Source organism: Kaistella yananensis (genome assembly GCF_026107505.2).
Taxonomy (GTDB): domain Bacteria; phylum Bacteroidota; class Bacteroidia; order Flavobacteriales; family Weeksellaceae; genus Kaistella; species Kaistella yananensis.
In genome coordinates this window covers 487,052-505,306 of sequence record NZ_JAPCHZ010000001.1, presented here as the reverse complement: position 1 = coordinate 505,306, position 18,255 = coordinate 487,052, and the positions used below count along the sequence as shown (strand labels likewise).

Annotated in this window: 21 protein-coding genes; 9 read left to right on the top strand and 12 right to left on the bottom strand. The window is 38.8% G+C overall.

Annotated features, from left to right (window positions below; translation table 11 throughout):
- Positions 1–20: 20 nt before the first annotated feature.
- On the bottom strand, positions 21–1,523 hold the full coding sequence (locus OK344_RS02265; RefSeq protein WP_265143245.1) for an NAD(P)H-hydrate dehydratase: 1,503 nt from the start codon (positions 1,521–1,523) through the stop codon (positions 21–23).
- A gap of 143 nt (positions 1,524–1,666) precedes the next feature.
- Here OK344_RS02265 and mscL point away from each other — a divergent pair, with 143 nt between their 5' ends.
- Positions 1,667–2,038, top strand: coding sequence for a large conductance mechanosensitive channel protein MscL (mscL, locus tag OK344_RS02260; protein WP_088467778.1), 372 nt, complete (start codon positions 1,667–1,669; stop codon positions 2,036–2,038).
- A 68-nt stretch (positions 2,039–2,106) separates the two neighbouring features.
- Here the strand turns inward: mscL and OK344_RS02255 are convergent, their stop codons facing one another.
- Together OK344_RS02255 and OK344_RS02250 are read right to left on the bottom strand one after the other, a co-directional pair.
- The gene (locus OK344_RS02255) at positions 2,107–3,066 is read right to left on the bottom strand and encodes a D-2-hydroxyacid dehydrogenase (protein ID WP_265143243.1); all 960 of its coding nucleotides are present in this window, start codon (positions 3,064–3,066) and stop codon (positions 2,107–2,109) included.
- Positions 3,067–3,074: 8 nt separating this feature from the next.
- Positions 3,075–3,476 carry an LNS2 domain-containing protein gene (locus OK344_RS02250; RefSeq protein WP_088468645.1) on the bottom strand — a complete coding sequence of 134 codons (402 nt, stop codon included), beginning with the start codon at positions 3,474–3,476 and terminating at the stop codon, positions 3,075–3,077.
- A gap of 200 nt (positions 3,477–3,676) precedes the next feature.
- On the opposite strand from OK344_RS02250, the gene idi reads away from it, so the two are divergent.
- Both idi and gcvT read left to right on the top strand, forming a co-directional pair.
- Entirely contained in the window at positions 3,677–4,189 is a 513-nt protein-coding gene (gene idi / locus OK344_RS02245) for an isopentenyl-diphosphate Delta-isomerase (RefSeq protein WP_088467779.1), read from the top strand.
- Positions 4,190–4,336: 147 nt separating this feature from the next.
- A complete protein-coding gene (gene gcvT, locus OK344_RS02240; protein WP_265143242.1) occupies positions 4,337–5,419 on the top strand; it encodes a glycine cleavage system aminomethyltransferase GcvT in 1,083 nt (360 codons plus the stop codon).
- Between the two features lie 71 nt (positions 5,420–5,490).
- Here gcvT and OK344_RS02235 read toward each other — a convergent pair whose 3' ends face one another.
- Positions 5,491–5,919 carry an Hsp20/alpha crystallin family protein gene (locus OK344_RS02235; RefSeq protein ID WP_265143241.1) on the bottom strand — a complete coding sequence of 143 codons (429 nt, stop codon included), beginning with the start codon at positions 5,917–5,919 and terminating at the stop codon, positions 5,491–5,493.
- A 184-nt stretch (positions 5,920–6,103) separates the two neighbouring features.
- Between OK344_RS02235 and OK344_RS02230 the strand changes: the two genes are divergently transcribed.
- Positions 6,104–6,328 (top strand): hypothetical protein, encoded by a 225-nt coding sequence (locus OK344_RS02230; RefSeq protein WP_265143240.1) that lies wholly within the window; start codon positions 6,104–6,106, stop codon positions 6,326–6,328.
- An 89-nt stretch (positions 6,329–6,417) separates the two neighbouring features.
- Here the strand turns inward: OK344_RS02230 and OK344_RS02225 are convergent, their stop codons facing one another.
- The 7 genes from OK344_RS02225 to OK344_RS02195 all read right to left on the bottom strand — a co-directional run bounded on the left by OK344_RS02225 (position 6,418) and on the right by OK344_RS02195 (position 11,540).
- On the bottom strand, positions 6,418–6,768 hold the full coding sequence (locus OK344_RS02225; protein ID WP_265143239.1) for an arsenate reductase family protein: 351 nt from the start codon (positions 6,766–6,768) through the stop codon (positions 6,418–6,420).
- A 168-nt stretch (positions 6,769–6,936) separates the two neighbouring features.
- Entirely contained in the window at positions 6,937–8,508 is a 1,572-nt protein-coding gene (gene rny, locus OK344_RS02220) for a ribonuclease Y (protein ID WP_265143238.1), read from the bottom strand.
- Between the two features lie 217 nt (positions 8,509–8,725).
- Positions 8,726–9,013 carry a cell division protein ZapA gene (locus OK344_RS02215; protein WP_265143237.1) on the bottom strand — a complete coding sequence of 96 codons (288 nt, stop codon included), beginning with the start codon at positions 9,011–9,013 and terminating at the stop codon, positions 8,726–8,728.
- On the bottom strand, positions 9,013–9,315 hold the full coding sequence (locus OK344_RS02210; protein ID WP_088467786.1) for a hypothetical protein: 303 nt from the start codon (positions 9,313–9,315) through the stop codon (positions 9,013–9,015). Before OK344_RS02210 ends, OK344_RS02215 begins: the two co-directional genes overlap by 1 nt.
- 138 nt (positions 9,316–9,453) lie before the next feature.
- Entirely contained in the window at positions 9,454–10,239 is a 786-nt protein-coding gene (gene porT, locus OK344_RS02205; protein ID WP_265143236.1) for a type IX secretion/gliding motility protein PorT/SprT, read from the bottom strand.
- 1 nt (position 10,240) lies between these two features.
- Complete coding sequence (gene ubiE, locus OK344_RS02200) at positions 10,241–10,963, bottom strand: bifunctional demethylmenaquinone methyltransferase/2-methoxy-6-polyprenyl-1,4-benzoquinol methylase UbiE (protein WP_088467788.1); 723 nt, start codon at positions 10,961–10,963, stop codon at positions 10,241–10,243.
- 7 nt (positions 10,964–10,970) lie between these two features.
- A complete protein-coding gene (locus OK344_RS02195; RefSeq protein WP_265143235.1) occupies positions 10,971–11,540 on the bottom strand; it encodes a hypothetical protein in 570 nt (189 codons plus the stop codon).
- A 102-nt stretch (positions 11,541–11,642) separates the two neighbouring features.
- Here OK344_RS02195 and OK344_RS02190 point away from each other — a divergent pair, with 102 nt between their 5' ends.
- The 5 genes from OK344_RS02190 (at position 11,643) to OK344_RS02170 (ending at position 15,383) form a co-directional block, all read left to right on the top strand.
- Positions 11,643–12,710, top strand: a complete 1,068-nt coding sequence (locus tag OK344_RS02190; RefSeq protein WP_265143234.1) for a 3-oxoacyl-ACP synthase III family protein — start codon at positions 11,643–11,645, stop codon at positions 12,708–12,710.
- Positions 12,711–12,771: 61 nt separating this feature from the next.
- On the top strand, positions 12,772–13,977 hold the full coding sequence (locus OK344_RS02185) for a metallophosphoesterase (protein WP_265143233.1): 1,206 nt from the start codon (positions 12,772–12,774) through the stop codon (positions 13,975–13,977).
- Between the two features lie 13 nt (positions 13,978–13,990).
- Entirely contained in the window at positions 13,991–14,485 is a 495-nt protein-coding gene (locus tag OK344_RS02180; RefSeq protein ID WP_265143232.1) for a GNAT family N-acetyltransferase, read from the top strand.
- A gap of 80 nt (positions 14,486–14,565) precedes the next feature.
- Complete coding sequence (locus tag OK344_RS02175; RefSeq protein ID WP_218248817.1) at positions 14,566–14,808, top strand: hypothetical protein; 243 nt, start codon at positions 14,566–14,568, stop codon at positions 14,806–14,808.
- A gap of 137 nt (positions 14,809–14,945) precedes the next feature.
- A complete protein-coding gene (locus OK344_RS02170; protein ID WP_265143231.1) occupies positions 14,946–15,383 on the top strand; it encodes a hypothetical protein in 438 nt (145 codons plus the stop codon).
- A gap of 96 nt (positions 15,384–15,479) precedes the next feature.
- On the opposite strand, the gene alaS is transcribed toward OK344_RS02170, so the two are convergent.
- Positions 15,480–18,137: an alanine--tRNA ligase gene (gene alaS, locus OK344_RS02165; RefSeq protein ID WP_265143230.1), complete on the bottom strand. Its 2,658-nt coding sequence runs from the start codon at positions 18,135–18,137 to the stop codon at positions 15,480–15,482.
- Positions 18,138–18,255: the final 118 nt, after the last annotated feature.

Sequence of the window (18,255 nt, the reverse complement as noted above, 5' to 3'; positions counted from 1 at the left end):
CAAATCTTTTGGAGGGTTTTTTATTGGGAACTGTTCAAATACTTAAATACGTTACCAAGTTCCGCGATCAGATCGGAAGGTATCATCGCTTCTTTTGAATGATTTTCCGCAGCAAAATCACCGGCTTTGCCATGAAGCCAGACTCCAAAAAGCGCTGCTTCTTTCACCGAATAATTTTGCGCGAGCAGCGAGGTCAAAATTCCGAGCAGAACATCGCCACTGCCTCCTTTCGCCATGCCGGAATTGCCGGTAAGATTATAAAAAACCTTGCCCTCAGGCGTTGCGATTTGGGTGTGATGATCTTTTAAAACGATATAAATCTCCAGTTGTTTTGCTTTATCTTTTGCCAGATTTAATCTTTCAAACGAATTCTCAGTTGTTCCGAACAGACGTTCAAACTCCTTGGGATGCGGCGTTAAAATCGATTTTTTAGGAATTAGATTTACATGATCGGTGTTTTCCGCAATCACGTTGAGTGCATCCGCATCCAGCACTAAAGTTTTGTCGCAGGCTTTTAAGAAAGCTAAGAGAGCATTATAGGTTTCACGTTCTGTGCCCAAACCCGGACCAATTCCTAAAATAACATCTTGATCAACCTCAAAACTGGTGATGAAATCCTGCCCACATTTCAGAAACATCGCTTCCGGACAGGTAGTCTGAAGAATTTCGTATCCACACTGTGGTGCAAGACTGAAAGTGAGTCCCGAACCGGTTTTCAACGCGGCCTGCGTCGCCAAAACTGCAGCACCCATTTTGCCTGAACTTCCGGCGGCAATTACGGTTTTTCCGAAATTTCCTTTGTGAGAAAATTCTTGCCGCGGGCGATAAATTTCGCGTACCAAACCTTCATCAATCACAAAACTGTCTGAAATTTCATTCTCAATAAATTCGGAACTTAAGCCGATATCAAGGATATTAATTTTACCACAGAACTGACCGGTTTCAGCATGTAAAAATGCTTTTTTCCAGAACTGGAAACTCAATGTTTCATCGGCCTTAAACACGACACTGTTTTTATCCGAAACCTCATCAGCAAATAAACCAGAAGGAATGTCGATAGAAATTTTCGGAAATTTAAGTTCATTCAATACCTTAATCAATTCAGCAGATTTCCCTTCGATGGCGTTATTAAGTCCTGTACCAAAAAGCGCGTCAATAATAACACTTTCCTTCTCGAACTGAAATTTATTAACCTTACTGAAATCTGAAAATTCAATTCCTGAAATATCCTTGGTTCTCTTAAAATTTATTTCAGCATCCGCACTTAAATTTTGGGCAGAATCCATAAAAACATTTACATCACAGCCTTTATGATACAGCAGCCTTGCCAATGCAAAGCCATCGCCGCCATTGTTTCCGTGTCCACAAAAGATGTTGTACACTGTTTCTCCTGAAAACTTGCGGCTAAGCCAACCTGCACAGGCTGTAGCAGCTCTTTCCATAAGAGCCAAAGAAGTTACAGGCTCATTTTCGATTGTGAAAGCATCACACTTTCTGATCTGTGGTGAGGTAAATATTTTCATATCATTTGTTTAAATAAATTTACTTAAATAAATTTAAATAGATAAAAGTTTAAAGAAAATATTGATGGGTTGAAGTTTCCGTAAACAAAATAGCCAGATTTTAAAATTATTTATTACATTTGAGTAAATTAAAAACTTAAATTATGGGACTTGTACAGGAATTTAAAACATTTGCCTTCAAAGGAAATGTGATTGATTTAGCAGTCGGTGTGATTATTGGCGCTGCATTTGGCAAAATTGTATCTTCTTTGGTTGAAGACGTAATTACTCCACTATTACTGAATCCAGCGCTGAAAGCGGTAGGTGCAGAAAACATTGCCCAGCTGAGCTGGAATGGCGTAAAGTACGGCAATTTTCTTTCCGCAGTCATCAGCTTTTTATGTATCGCAATGGTATTATTCTGGCTGATTAAAGGAGCCAATAAACTGAACAAACCGGTAGAAGAAGTGCCCGCAGGACCTAGTAATGAAGAAGTGCTTCTTGCAGAGATTCGTGACCTTTTAAAGAATAAATAAACAGACTGTCATAAATATTAAAACCCGGAAAATTCCGGGTTTGTTTTTTTTATGATAAGCAGAATGTCCTAGTAAACCTGCAGAATGCTGCATATTTGCTCTGCTAATGAGAGCCCGATTCTGTCCTGTGCTTCCACGGTTGAGGCACCTGTGTGAGGCGTAAGAGAAATTTTCGGATGATTCAGCACTTCTTTTGAAGGCGTTGGCTCATTGATGAAAACATCCAGACCTGCAAATGCAACTTTTCCGGAATCTAAAGCTGAAATTAAGGCTTCTTCATCAATTACCCCACCTCTGGAACAGTTTACCACTGCTACACCATCTTTCATCATGGCAAATTCTTTTTCGCCAATCATGTAACCGTCTTTCTGTGCAGGAACGTGAAGGGTGATGAAATCCGCATGTCTTAAAACTCCTTCCAGCGGTTCGGTTTCAATATCTACATTGATGAACTGATTGTTGTAGAATTTAACTTTAATACTCGCGCGACCTACATTGTTATCTGCTGCGATAACGCGCATTCCTAAGCCTAAAGCGATTCTCGCAACCTCCTGACCGATTCTTCCCATCCCGATAATCCCGATGGTTTTACCGCGAAGCTCGATTCCCTTTTCGTAGGATTTTTTAAGTTTTGCGAATTCCGAATCGCCTATTATCGGCATTTTGCGGTTAGAATCCTGCAAAAATCTCGCGCCCGAAAACAAATGTGCAAATACGAGCTCTGCCACCGATTCCGATGATGCAGACGGTGTGTTGATGACATGAATATTTTTCGAACGTGCATAATCCACATCAATATTATCCATTCCTACCCCGCCTCTGCCGATAATTTCGATTGACGGGCATGCGTCGATAAGCTCTTTGCGAATCTGTGTCGCGCTCCTTACCAAAACTGTTCTTATATTATTTTCGTTGATGTAACCCACTAACAATTCCTGTGGAACCTTAGTGGTAATAACCTCGAAACCCTTTTCGGTTAGGGCATCGATTCCTGACTGGTCTAAACCGTCGTTTGCTAAAATCTTCATTTTTTTCCTTAATCTTTAAATACTTCTATGGTGACCTGTTTTTCAACCAAATCTGTGAATTTTCCTTTATATCTTGTGGCTCTTACCAAATGATTATCGATCCAGTGATAATTTCCGCCACGTGGTTTTCCGCATAAAACACTGTGATATTTAAACCCGTGTTTATCTAACCAGTCGATGGTAAGCTGCTTAAGATTCTCTGTACGCGATGTAAAAAAGCAGATGATATGTCCCTGGTCGTACCAGCGGTTGATGGTTTCCAGCGCATCCGGATAGGGTTGGCAATCTATCATTCTTTCCGGCTCTTCATTGGGTACATCATCGGTTATGGTGCCATCGATATCAATAAGATAGTTCTTGATATCACCCTTCAACATCGGGCTTAAATGGTCTTTATATTCGAGTTCCATGGCGTGAATTTTAAGGAGCAAAATTACAAATTTTCGTCGGTTCACAGGCATATAAATCTAAAATTCCGCAAATGGATGCCATAAAATCTGCCAGAAAACGTAAGATAACATTACTTGTAACCGGTGATTTTTAATGGTTGGGTTATTAAAATTTCACAAAAATTTGAGTACCTAGTTTTTAAAACTTAAATTTGTGTGATATGGAAGAACAAGTGGTTTTAGTTTCTGAAAAGGACGAAATTCTGGGAGTTATGGATAAAATGCAGGCTCATGAAAATGGGATTCTGCATCGTGCATTTTCAGTTTTTTTATTTAATGACAAAGGTGAAATGCTGCTGCAGAAAAGAGCTGCCGACAAATACCATTCGCCTAACCAGTGGACCAATGCGGTATGCTCGCACCCAAGAATGGGCGAAACTTATATGGAAGCGGCACAGCGCCGGCTGAAAGAAGAGTTGGGAATCGAAACGCCAATCACCTACCGGTTTAATTTTCTTTACAAGGCAGATGTAGGACAGAATTTGTGGGAACACGAACTGGATCATGTGTTCACCGGAAATTTCGAGGGAGAATTTAAGTTGAATGAAGAGGAAGTGTCGGAAGTTCGCTATATTTCGATTGATGAGCTTGATAAGGAAATGTCGGCGAATCCGGAAAACTTCACGGAATGGTTTAAGATTATCCTCAAAGAATACAAACAGCACCTCGGATAAAAAAAACGAAACTTTGTTATAGCCCCGATTGAAGCGGCCTTTTGGGGAGCGCAGCGGAGCAAAAGATACAGCGGAAAGCGGGACTGGTTTTCGAAATAGAACCGAAACACCAAGCTCCTGAAAAAAAAATAAAATAAATTAGAATAAATGAATAAAAAGACAGCCCTGTTTGACAAGCATGTTGCTCTGGGCGCAAAAATGGTACCTTTTGCAGGCTTCGAGATGCCTGTGCAATATTCCGGCGTTACTGATGAGCATTTTGCCGTACGCGAAAAAGTTGGGATTTTTGATGTTTCACACATGGGACAATTTTTTGTTGAAGGCCCCGCCGCAAAAGATTTGCTGCAATACGTAACCACCAATAACGTTGATGCGCTTGAAGACGGAAAAGCGCAGTACACCTGTTTGCCCAATGGAAACGGCGGAATTGTAGACGACCTTATCGTGTACAAAATGGCTAACGAAAAATATTTTGTAGTAGTAAACGCTTCAAATATTGATAAAGACTGGGATCACATCTCCAAATACAACGAAAAATTCGGGGCGACACTGAAAAATGCTTCCGATGAAATGTCGCTGATCGCGATTCAGGGCCCGAAAGCAACAGAAACACTTCAAAAACTTACTGACGCTAATTTGGCAGATATTCCGTACTATCATTTTAGTGTAGGTACCGTTGCGGGAGTTTCCGACGTGATTATCTCCAACACCGGATATACAGGAAGCGGCGGTTTCGAGATTTATTTTAAAAATGAAGATGCCGTAAAAATGTGGGACGCCCTGACGGAAGCTGGTGAAGAGTTCGGTTTAATTCCTTGCGGATTGGCCTCCAGAGACACATTAAGGCTTGAAAAAGGCTTCTGCCTTTACGGAAACGACATTGATGACACCACTTCGCCAATGGAAGCGGGATTGGGCTGGATCACAAAGTTCGATAAAGATTTTGTAGACAAAGAAACCTTCGCAAGACAGAAGGAAGAAGGGGTTACAAGAAAGCTTGTTGGTTTCGAAATGCAGGAAAGAGCCATCCCAAGACACGATTATCCTGTGGTGGATGCGGAAGGTAAAGAAATTGGCAAAGTAACATCTGGAACCATGAGCCCGATGAAAAATATCGGGATCGGTCTTGCTTACGTGGCAAAACCACACTTTAAATTAGGTTCGGAAATTTTCATCCAGATTAGAAATAAAAATGTTCCCGCAAAGGTGGTAAAACTGCCATTTGTATAAGTAATATCGTTCAATAAATACAAAAACCGTTTGAAAAATTCAAACGGTTTTATTTTTATTGTTAAATCAAATTATTTCACTTCAATTGTTTTCACATTCTGCATCATTACTTCTTTCTTCGGAATGGTGATTTTCAGAATACCGTCCTCATAGGTTGCTTCAATTTTTTCCGGTTCAGCATCTTCAGGCAGGGTGAAAGCACGGCTGAAAGAGCTGTAATTAAATTCTCTTCGGGTAAATGCACCTTTTTCGTCCTTTTCCTGGTTTTCGGTTTTAGTCTCGCTGGAAATGGTTAAAACATTTCGCTCCAGATTAATTTTTAAATCTTCTTTTTTAAATCCGGGTGCAGCTACATGAATTTCAAAGCCATTATCAAGTTCTTTCACGTTAACTGATGGCAAAGTCAACTCCGATCTGTTAAATTTCGGTCTGTTAAATTCAAATAAATCTTTCGTAAGGAAATCATCAAAAAAACTGTTGCTTCTAATTAAATTTGACATGACATTAAATTTAAAGGTTAAACATTTTGTTATTGATTACGGTATATTCCTCAAAAAAAATGCCCGATAGAATTATCAGACAAAATTACTGCATTAAACTGAATTTCAGGAAATTATGTCATAAATGAAATTAGATTTCTAAAATTTTTAAACTTATTTTGGTAAATGCTGGAAACAGAAATTGTTGCCTATACTTGTATTTCTCTTGCACCGTGTTCCTGCTTTTGTTGTTGCAAAACACCGGTTCGCTGAATTTGTTCCGGATGTTTTTTTGGGCTTTGAAACAATTCCCAATCCTTGTGTGAAAGGTGGCTTACAGATTTTACAGGGCGAAAGTCCCTCTTTCAGTGCTTTCTCGATGCTTAATGCTGAGGAAACATTTTTTACCATCCGGCAGGATGACAAATGATATTTGGAGCCTGAAGGTGTTTTATAAACAGTTTGTGCTGAAATAGTCAGGGCAAATAACAAAAGAAAAACCGACAGGAATTTCATGATTTAATCTGCAAAATATCCGCGTAAAGCTTCCAGGGTTTTCTTTTCGTTACCAATAAAGATTTCTTTATCTGTCATAAAAACCGGACGTTTAAGAAAAGTATAATGATCCAGGATAAGTTCCTTGTAATCGTTTTCCTGCAATGTTTTAGGATTTATTTCCCGGAGCTTGATCTGGTTTGATTTTTTGCTGAAAAGTGCTTCGTAGGAACCTGCTAGCTTGTACATTTCTTCCAGCTCTTCAACTGTTATAGGATTTATTTTTATTTCCCTAAGTTCCCAATCTTTTAAATTAAATTTCTTAAGAATTTTCAAACAGGTATCACAAGTTTTTAAATAAAATACTTTCTTCATTTTTCAAAAATAGGGTTAATAAAAGGAATTAAAAAAGGTTTAGCTAATAATTAGTGAAATTTAAGAAAATATAATTAATAAAACATTTCTTTGGCCAACAATTTACTAAAACAAAAAAAATCCTTCCACTATATAAATGGAAGGATTGCAATAGGTATAAAAAAGGAATTACCTTGCAATATTTACTGATCTGGTTTCGCGAATTACTGTTACTCTCACCTGCCCAGGATAAGTTAATTCATTCTGAATTTTCTCTGAAATATCATAAGAAAGCTGTGCCGATTTATCGTCGCTTACTTTTCCGCTTTCTACCATAACACGAAGTTCGCGGCCGGCCTGAATGGCGTAAGCACTGGACACACCATCGAAACTTAATGCTGCCGCTTCCAGATCTTTCAGTCTTTGGATATAAGATTCCAAAACCTGACGACGTGCGCCCGGTCTTGCACCGGAAATCGCATCGGCAACCTGAATGATTGGCGATAGTAATGAAGTCATTTCTACCTCATCGTGGTGCGCTCCGATCGCATTTACTACTTCTGCATTTTCACCAAATTTTTCTGCCCACTGCATTCCGAGAAGTGCGTGCGGAAGTTCAGATTCCTGCTCCGGAACTTTTCCTATATCGTGAAGTAAACCGGCTCTTTTAGCTAATTTTACGTTCAGTCCTAATTCTGCAGCCATGGTAGCAGCGATATTTGCAACCTCTCTGGAGTGCTGCAAAAGGTTCTGCCCATAAGAAGAACGGAATTTCATACGCCCCACAATTTTCACAAGTTCCGGATGTAAACCGTGTATTCCTAAATCGATGACGGTTCTTTTACCGACCTCAATAATTTCTTCTTCAATATGTTTTTTGGTTTTCTCCACCACTTCTTCGATTCTCGCCGGATGAATTCTTCCATCTGTAACAAGTCTGTGAAGCGAAAGTCTTGCGATTTCTCTTCTTACCGGATCGAAACATGAAAGCAAAATAGCTTCCGGTGTATCATCAACGATAATTTCTACACCCGTAGCAGCCTCTAAAGCACGTATATTTCTGCCTTCTCTACCGATAATTCTTCCTTTTACCTCATCAGATTCAATATTGAAAACAGATACTGAGTTTTCAATAGCCTGCTCTGTACCAATTCTCTGGATGGTTTGGATGACGATTTTTCGGGCTTCCTGTTTTGCATTAAGGTTAGCTTCTTCCATGATGCTTTGTACATGAGCCTGAGCTCTTGTTTTCGCCTCAGATTTCATGGCTTCAACAAGTTCATTTCTGGCATCTTCGGCAGAATAATTAGCTATTTTTTCAAGCATTTCAACTTTCTGTGCTGTGGCTTTATCAAGTTCTTGCTGTTTTCTTTCGAGGATTTCGTGCTTCTTGGCGTAATCTGCAATCTGGCGATCCAGATCTCTTTCAAGTTTACCCGTTTTACTCAATTCATCATTGAGCTTGTTTTCTTTGTCTTTGATTCTTTTTTCAGCATCCTGCATTTTCTTTTCCCGGGCCTGGATATCAGCATCGTGCTGAGATTTCAGTTCCATGAATTTTTCTTTAGCCTGAAGCTGTTTTTCCTTTCTGATGGATTCTGCCTGTACGTTGGCTTTTTCTATAAGGTTTTCGGCATTTTTCTTTGCATCCTGTACGATGAATTTTGCCTTGGCATTAAGGGAACTTTTGGAAAATAACATTCCAATTACAGCTCCGGCTACCAGGCAAACAATACCGATAATAATGGCGGTTGTTGTCATATGTTTAGTTTAAATTGTCTCAAATAAAAAAAACCTACAATAATTCAGTGATTTAGAGTAAACTCCTAATCAACACGATTTGAACTGATTTTCACTTTCTGTAATCCGGGCAGGCCGGCGCGCCATTAAGTGAACTTTCGTTCGGTAATTGTTTAGCGTTGAGTTTACCTTAATGTGTTAGAACTATTGTAGGCAGTTGTTTTCGGAAAAGAAAAATCTACTTTTCCAGCTCTTCCAGCAGTTGATTAATTTTCATTAATCTTTCGTTGGAAGCATGTATATTTTTTTCGTTGGTGATCACCGATACTTCTGCATTCGTACCTAATTTTAAGGCACACATTGCGAGGGCATCCTGTTTATCTCTCACATCAAAATTCTGTTCAAAATCTTTAATCATCACTTCAATCTGTTTCCCTACTTTCCGCAGGGTTTCTTCTTCTGCAGCTGGCACATTCAGCGGATAATTTCTTCCGGCAATGCTGATGGTAATTCTTCTTACTTCCATTACAATCCGCTGTTTTGAAGTTCTGCAATACAGTGATCCACTTCTTTTATCAACCTGTTGATGTGGTTTTTCATCAGTCGGTTATGATCGGGATTACCGGTAATTGCTGAGTAAAGTTTTATATTTTTTTGTTCTTCTGCTAAAACCTGGCTTTTTTTTCTTTCCTCGTCGTATTTCTTCTTCAGTAATTCATGCTCCTGCGATAATTCCAAATATTTTTCGTTCAGATTTTGGTAATTCTTGCTTACATTCAAAATCTTTTTTTCTAAAACCGAAAAATTGTTTTCTAAATCTTTGAGCATTTTCAGGCTTAATTAATTCTAACTATGAAGCAAAAATATAAAATTTTAATTTGAATTGATGGATTATTTAAAAATATCTTGAAATAAAAAAGAGAAGACCCTGATTGCCTTCTCTTTATCAATATTTTAAATGAAAATTTATTCGAATTTCAGGACAAACATCAGCGCACGGGATTTCGCACTGCTGATGGCTGAAGTCCAGTAAGGTGGTGTATCTGGATTATCGGCAACCATTTCGTCATTGATCATAAATGTTCCGCGGAAGCCTGGCGTGAGCTTAAATCTGCTGAAATAAAACTGAATCCCAAGCTCCGCCGACCATGCAAAGTTACTTGAAGTGGTTCGGAAAAGGCCCTGAGAATTGTCATCGGCTGCTTTGCTGTTGGACTGGAGATTCATCATCCAGTTCACTCCTGCCGCTGCGTAAGGACGGGAATTATACCATCGGTCACCATGTACTTCAATTAAAAGAGGCAGATCAACATACGTAGATTTTACGGTTCTGAGTTTATCTGCATCCGTTAAAGTTCTGGGGGTGAAAGGGGGATTGGCGTTGGTTCCGCCCGCATACTGGTCATTAGATTGGGTATTGAAGTAAAGTTCTCGCTCTACAAACTGCAAACCGGGTTCAAATCGTAAGTCGAAGTTATCATTCAGACGAAGTTTCCCGATAAGTCCGGCGCCAAAACTGTAAGATGATTTGCTTTGCACGAGATTTTTCTGCCCATCCATACCAAACATAGGATCTAAAACCAATTTATAATCGAAGTTATTACCGGCAAGATAAAAACCATAACTGAATTTCTGATTATCAAAACCCTCCAGATTATCTGCCCGGTCTTTCGTCCGGAAAAGCTGTGCGTTGCCGAGGGAGGCAATAAAAATTGCTGCTACAAAATGAATTTTAGATGCTGTTTTCCACATATTATTTGGTTGCCTTGTAAATCGTTGCAATGCCTAAACTCAGTTTTTTATATTCCACATTTTTGAATCCTGTTTCGAGCAGGATATTTTTCATTTTCTCGCCGAACGGAAATGCATTTACCGAATCCGGAAGATAAGTGTATGCGCGGTTATCTTTAGAAACCAGTTTACCGATCTGAGGCAGAATATTTTTAAAGTAGAACATATAAAGCGGACCTAAAAAGCCCTCCACTTTAGAAAACTCAAGAATATAAACGCTTTTATTTTCCTTCACTACTCTTCTGAGTTCCGCCAGACCTTTTTCCAGATTCTCGAAATTTCTTACTCCAAAGGCAACGGTAACCGCATCGAATTTATTGCTTTCGAAAGGCATGTTTTCGGCGTCGCCTTTTATCATGCTTATCTTGCCGTCTAAATTAAGTTTTTTTATTTTATCGATACCTACATTCAGCATCTGCTGCGACAGATCGAAACCTACAATCTGCGCACCGGTTCCTTTCTGAACGGCAATGGCAAGATCTCCTGTTCCTGTAGCCACATCCAAAACCTCTTTTGGCTGGTCTTTGTTTAGCCATTTCACGAGTGTATTTCGCCACAGCACATCAATTTTCATCGATAGAACATGGTTCAGCAAATCGTATTTCGGAGCAATATTGTCGAACATTTCTTCAACTTCATGCTTTTTTCCGGCTTCTGTATTATAAGGCTTTACAGTATTCAAGATTGTGATTTTAAAATTTGTAATATTCTTTGTAATAATTCAGAAAATCAACTTTTCTGAATATTTTGGTACGCGATTCTACTTTCTGAACATTTTTTACGATTTTGTCGTAGTCTTCATCAATGTTATAGTAAAATTCGTCTGTGTATAATTTATTGAAGTGTTTTGGAGCATTCACATATTTTTTTCCGTCGATCACTGTTGTTTTTCTTGCAGATAAGAGTGAATCTTTATCGAGACCATACCCGTAGAACTGTTCGTTGATATAATAATCCTGATGGGCGATATTCAGCAAACCCCGGTTTTTGTTCACCACAAATGCAGAGTCATAGAGCAGTTCTTTTTTCCCGTCAAAAACCTGAATTCCGTTTTTACCTTTATTCAGATTTACCTTAAGCATTTGCCCAGCAGCGATGATTTTCTCGTCTCCTTTATTGAGTATGAAATAATAAGTTTCGCCGGTAGGATTATCTACAAGGTAATAATTTTTCTTAGCCAAAAACAAAAAGTAAACTCCGAAAGCAAACAGTACAGCAATGACCGATATAATTAAACCTTTAGTAGCAGGACTTATTTTCATAAAATTTTTCAAAAAAACCTTTGCAAATTTAATAATAATTTTCATTCAACCCGATACAATATAATTCTTAACTTTGTCCGAAATTTTTCAATACAAAAAAATATGCCCAATACAATCATAATAGGGTCAGGAAGTTACATTCCAACCAAAATTATCGGAAGAGATCACTTCATGGATTCGGTATTTTATACCGATGAAGGCGATAAAATCAACAAGCCCAACGAAGAAATAATTCAGAAATTTGTAGAAATCACCGAAATCGAAAACCGAAGATATCTGGAGGACGATGAATTTAACTCAGATCTGGGTTTCAGGGCGGCAAAAGAAGCTATTTATGATGCGAAAATTAATCAGGAAGATTTAGATTATATCATTTACGCAAGTAATTTCGGAGAAGTTGATAAAAACGGAATGACCAATTTTATGCCTTCAATGTCGGCACGTTTAAAAAACAAACTCGGGATTCAAAACAGAAACTGCGTAAATTACGATATGATTTTTGGCTGCCCGGGTTGGGTTGAAGCCATGATTTTGGCCGACACTTTAATTAAAGCTAAAAAAGCCAAATTAATTCTGGTAGTGGGTTCAGAAACACTAAGCCGTGTAACCGACGCTTTCGACAGAAACAAAATGATTTTCGCCGATGGTGCCGGAGCGGTAGTGGTGCAGGCAACCGACGAAGAAAATGTGGGAATTATTGCAGATGCCACACTTTGCGACAATAATGTAGAACTGAATTATCTCGAAAACGCACCTTCGCTGAAACAGGATGAAGACAGGAGACCACTCTACATCAGAATGCACGGCAGAAAAATTTACGAATATGCACTGAAAAATGTGCCCGACGCCATTAAACAAACCATCGACAAAGCAGGATTAACCATTGATGATATTGATAAAATATTGATCCATCAGGCCAACGCAAAAATGGATTATGCCATGATTTCCAGGCTGTTTAAACTTTATGGAAAAACAGATTACGACCACGCCATTGCACCGATGACCATTCAGCAGTTCGGAAATTCTTCTGTAGCCACCATCCCAACAATGTTCGACCTCATCATTAAAGGCGAAATGAAAGATCAGTCCTTCGCAGAAAAAGGTAACATCGTCTTTGCATCGGTAGGTGCAGGAATGAATATCAATGCGATTGTGTACCGATTTCCTTAAAAAATTTATATAAAGATAAAGAAAGCACAAAATCGATTTTGTGCTTTTTTAATGAAAACTTATGCAGAAAAATTTTCTAATCATCACCGGAATTGTTTTCATTCTGGAGTTCTACGTCTACCAGGCCTTCAAAACCATCACTTCCAACAGTTGGCTGCGGGTAGGTTACTGGGCTGTAACCCTTCTCGTTTATGGCTTTTTTGTTTATGAACTGCTTAATTTTAAACGGAGCGACCGAGACCATCACCGGATTCAGGTTGTAGCATCCGTATTTCTCATTTTTCTGGTTCCAAAACTTTTCATCGTTCTTCTTCTTTTAATGGAAGACATTGCAAGATTCTTCAATTATCTTTTTACGTTTTTCGTAAAACCCGAAACCTATTTCCCTGAAAGAAGAAAATTTGTAAGCATCATTGGGCTTGCCGTAGCTGCAGGATTTTCGGCCATGATTATTGACGGAATTGTTTTCGGAAAATACAGACACCGGGTACGTCGCGTTAAACTGAAAATTGCCGGACTACCAGAGAGTTTTAAAGGGTATAAAATCATCCAGATTTCAGATATTCACTCCGGCAGTTTTTTTAATCCCGAAAAATTACAGAAAGCAGTCAATTTAATCAATGAGCAGAATGCAGATTTGGTTCTGTGTACTGGCGATATGGTGAATAATTTTGCCAGTGAATTCATACCATTTGTTCCGATGTTTGCCGGAATTAAGGCAAAAGACGGGAAATTTTCAGTCCTCGGAAACCATGATTACGGAGATTACGCCGAATGGAAATCCCAAGGTGAAAAAGCACAGAACGTCCCGAATTTAATTCAACTTCAGAAAGAAGCTGGATTTGAGGTGCTCCGTAATGAACACCGTATTATCCAAAAAAATGGAGAAAGACTTTATATTCTTGGCGTTGAAAATTGGGGACTGAAGCCCTTCCCGCAATATGGCGACCTGAATAAAGCTGCGTTTGGGGTGCCGGCAAATGCTGCCAAAATCTTAATGAGTCACGATCCTACTCATTTTGATGAAATCGTAAAACATCATCCGGCAAATATTCAGCTCACGCTTTCTGGACATACACATGGGATGCAGTTCGGGATCGATTTGAAAAATGTTCGTTGGTCGCCGGTTCAGTATCGGTATAAAAAATGGGCAGATTTATATGAAAGCCAGGGGAAATACCTCTACGTTAACCGTGGTTTCGGAGTAATTGCGTTCCCTGGAAGAGTTGGAATTGAACCCGAAATCACCCTTTTCGAACTGAGTTAAAAAGTTAAAATCGATGACTTCTTTAGTAAAAGCAACAGAAAAAGACATCCCGCTGATTCGCGATTTGGCGGAAAAATCCTGGAATTCGGCTTACAGCGGACTTCTTTCTCAGCAACAGATTAATTATATGTTATCTCAAATGTATTCGGTCGAGGAAATTACTGAGCATCTTCAGAATCCAAATTATCATTATTATTTAATTCTTGATCAAAATTCAGCCGTCGGTTTTATAGGTTACGAGCATCATTACGAACCCGGAACCACCAAACTCCACCGAATTTATTTGATCGACGGGGCAAAAGGAAAAGGCTGTGGAAAAACCGCGTTGATTTTTGTTAAAAAACAAACCGCCGAAAAAGGAGATTCCCGCATTATTTTGAATGTAAACAAAGAAAACATCGCGAAATCTGTTTACAAATCACAAGGTTTCAACATTTATGAAGAAGGCGTTTTTGATATCGGAAACGGATTTGTAATGGATGATTATTTAATGGAATGCATTTTATGATCCCAGAATTTTTTTGAACGTATTATATTTTTGGTACACTTTTAGAATACTCAGAAAGTATAACATTAAAAAATTAAATTATGACACGTTCTAACCTACTTACAAAGATTCAGATTTTCGCATTGGCAGTTGCAGCAAACTTCGCAACGATTCTAGTTAAAGCTCAGGACAAAGCAGCCGATTTAAATGTTGATGTAGACATGAATAAAGGTGGTGACGCAATGAGTGGAGACTGGATGAGCAATCCACTGGTTTGGGTAATTGGTGCCTTGGTACTTATCGTGATCATCGCATTAGTTGCCAGAGGAGGCGGAAACAAATAAAATAAAAACACATCATTATATTTCACTTATATTAAGATCCCGGAAAATTCGTTTTTCGGGATTTTTGTTATGTAAAACTGACTTTAAATACAAAATAAATCGGCTACATTTGTATTTATTAAGATTTAAAAATCATTATGAAAAAAACGCTGTATATCGCCATAATCTTCGTTGGTATTTTACGCTGTGGTACATTAAATGCGCAATCTGTTGCCGACAGTGTTACTGTTTCAAAGTCTGAAAAAGAAGTTCTGAAATTAAGCATGAAACTGACCGAAGACAAAAAAGAACTCGAAAAAGCTAGAAAAGAGTACGCCGTGGAATATGAAGATGCTAAAAAAGCGACCCGCGATGCTGATAAAGCCGGCGACAATTTCAAAAGCACAACAAATTTCGGTAAAAATGAAAGAGGAGCAAGATCAGCAGCAAGAAAAATGAAAAAAGCCGAAACTGCAAATAAAAGACTCGCGCGAAGCAAAAGAAACATCGAAAATCTTGAGAAAAAAATAAGGAAAACGGAAGAAAAAATAAGGAAACTCAATCCGCAAATAGAATTAACAAAAGTTCCTGACTGAAATTTCAACAATTAATTTTGGAATTGATATCCCATAAAAAAAGAGTTTCGGTATTCCCGAAACTCTTTTACTTTATTTAATTTTTCGACTTTAGATTTAATGTTCAAGCGCTTTTGCTAAAGCTGCATCAATCCCGGCAAGATTTTTTCCACCGGCTGTAGCAAAACCAGGATTTCCGCCACCGCCGCCCTGGATTTCTTTTGCCAGTTCTTTCACAATGTTTCCCGCGTGATATTTAGATTCCAGGTCCTGAGAAACTCCAACCGTAATCATTGGTTTCTGATCAGCGTCTGAAATAATGATGATTACTGAGTTTTCAACCTCTTTTTTGAGTTGAAAAACGATATCTTTCACACTTCCGGCATCCATTGAAACTTTTTTAACCAACAGTTTTTTGTCGCCTTTCTCAGTGAAATCATTTTTCCAGTTCGCGGTTTCCCCTTTTGCTTTCTCTTTTTTCAAGGATTCAACTTCTGATTTCAGAGCCGAATTTTCTTCCAGTAATTTCTCAACAGATTTCGCTAAATCCCTGGATTTTAATAAAGCAGAAATTTCTTTAACCTGAACTTCCATATTCTTGAAGTATTCCGCAGATTTATCTCCTGAAATCGCTTCAATTCTACGGATTCCCGCAGCGGTTGAGCTCTCATTCTGAATCTTAAAATACCCGATTTCGCCTGTATTTTTCACATGAGTCCCGCCACAGAGTTCCTTTGAACTTCCGAACTGAATCATTCGCACGCTGTCGCCGTACTTTTCACCGAAAAGCGCCATTGCGCCTTTCTCCATCGCTTCTGCAATCGGAATATTTCTATATTCCAGCAAAGCAATATTTTCTTTTATTTTTGAATTTACCTTCTCTTCAACCAATTTCAGTTCTTCTTCATTCATTTTAGAGAAATGCGAGAAATCAAACCGAAGATAATCCGGACCCACAAAAGAACCTTTCTGTTCTACATGAGTTCCTAAAACTTCTCTCAAAGCTTCATGTAACAAATGCGTCACCGAATGGTTAGCCTGGGTGTTTTTTCTTTCTGTTGCGTTCACCTTTGCATAGAAAACCGCTCCTGCATCTTTCGGCAAGTCTTTTATTAAAGAAACGATCAGGTTATTTTCTTTTTTCGTTTCCAGAATTTCTACAATATCTGCGCAATCAGTAATTCCGAAAACACTGGGATTTGAAATATCGAATCCTTCAGTATAGCTTGGGATTAGAATCCCTTTATCACCTACCTGTCCACCACCTTCCGGATAGAACGGCGATTTCGATAAAACAATTTGGTAGAATTCGCCGTCTTTATTTTCGATTTTTCGGTACCGGGTAATATAGGTTTCTGTTTCAGTCTGGTCGTACCCAACGAAACTTTCCTGCTTTTCTTCTAGAATGACCCAGTCATGAACTTTCTGGACTGATGATTTCTTGGAACGCTGTTTCTGCTTTTCCATTTCTTCATCAAAACCTTTTTCATCAACCGTCAACTGCTTTTCTTCCGCGATGATTCTTGATAAATCTGCCGGGAATCCGTAAGTGTCATAAAGTTCAAAAACCTCAGCACCGGGAAGTGTTTTTTCGTTTTTGGAAAGGGTTTCATTAATAATTAAATCGATTCTTTTTAAACCATGTTCAATGGTTTTCAGGAAAGAAGTTTCTTCTTCTTTAATCACTTCTGTAACCAGTTTCTGCTGTTTCACTAGTTCCGGGAAAAATTCGCCCATTTCACTTCTCAAAACAGCAACCAATTCAAAAAGAAAAGGTTCTTTCATTCCTAAAAAACGGTAAGAATATGAAATTGCTCTTCTTAAAATTCTTCTGATCACATACCCTGCTCCACCGTTGGAAGGCAGCTGTCCGTCGGCAATTGCAAATGCTACAGCACGAATATGATCCACGACAACACGAATCGCGATGTCTTTTTCATCTTCTAAAATCCCAGTGTATTTTTTACCTGAAAGCTCTTCTACTTTAGCAATTAAAGGCGTGAAAACATCGGTATCATAATTGGATTTTTTGCCTTGCAAAGCCATACACAGGCGCTCGAAGCCCATTCCTGTATCTACGTGCTGAGCGGGCAGTTTTTCTAAACTTCCGTCGGCTTTTCTATTGAACTCCATGAAAACGTTGTTCCAGATTTCCACAACCTGCGGATGATCATTATTGATTAATTCAATTCCCGGAACTTTCGCCTTTTCTTCTTCAGACCTTAAATCGACATGGATTTCCGAACAGGGTCCGCAAGGTCCGCTTTCTCCCATTTCCCAGAAATTGTCTTTTTTATTTCCGTTGATGATTCTACTTTCATCGATATGTGTTTTCCAGTAATCATAGGCATCCTGGTCGCGCGCAAGATTTTCGGAAGCATCACCTTCGAAAATGGTTACATATAAATTCTCTTTCGGAATTTTATAAACTTCCGTTAAAAGTTCCCAGGCAAATCCGATGGCTTCTTTCTTGAAGTAATCGCCGAAAGACCAGTTCCCCAGCATTTCGAACATCGTGTGATGGTAAGTATCGCGACCAACATCATCCAAATCGTTGTGTTTCCCGGAAACCCGCAAACATTTTTGCGTATCTGCAATTCTCGGGGCTTTGGGCTCTTTATAACCCAGAAAATAATCCTTAAACTGCGTCATTCCCGAGTTCGAGAACATGAGCGTTGGATCATCTTTCAGCACAATAGGTGCGGAAGGAACGATAAGGTGACCTTTTTCTTTAAAATAATCTAAAAACTGCTGGCGTATCTCTTGTGAAGTCATATGTTTTGAATTTATGCAGAAAGTGCTTGGTTTAAAGCCTTCCGTAAGTCTGCAAATTTAATAAATTTTGAGGGAAAAACAGGGCGTAATTATCGGTATTAAAAAAATCCGCCTCATT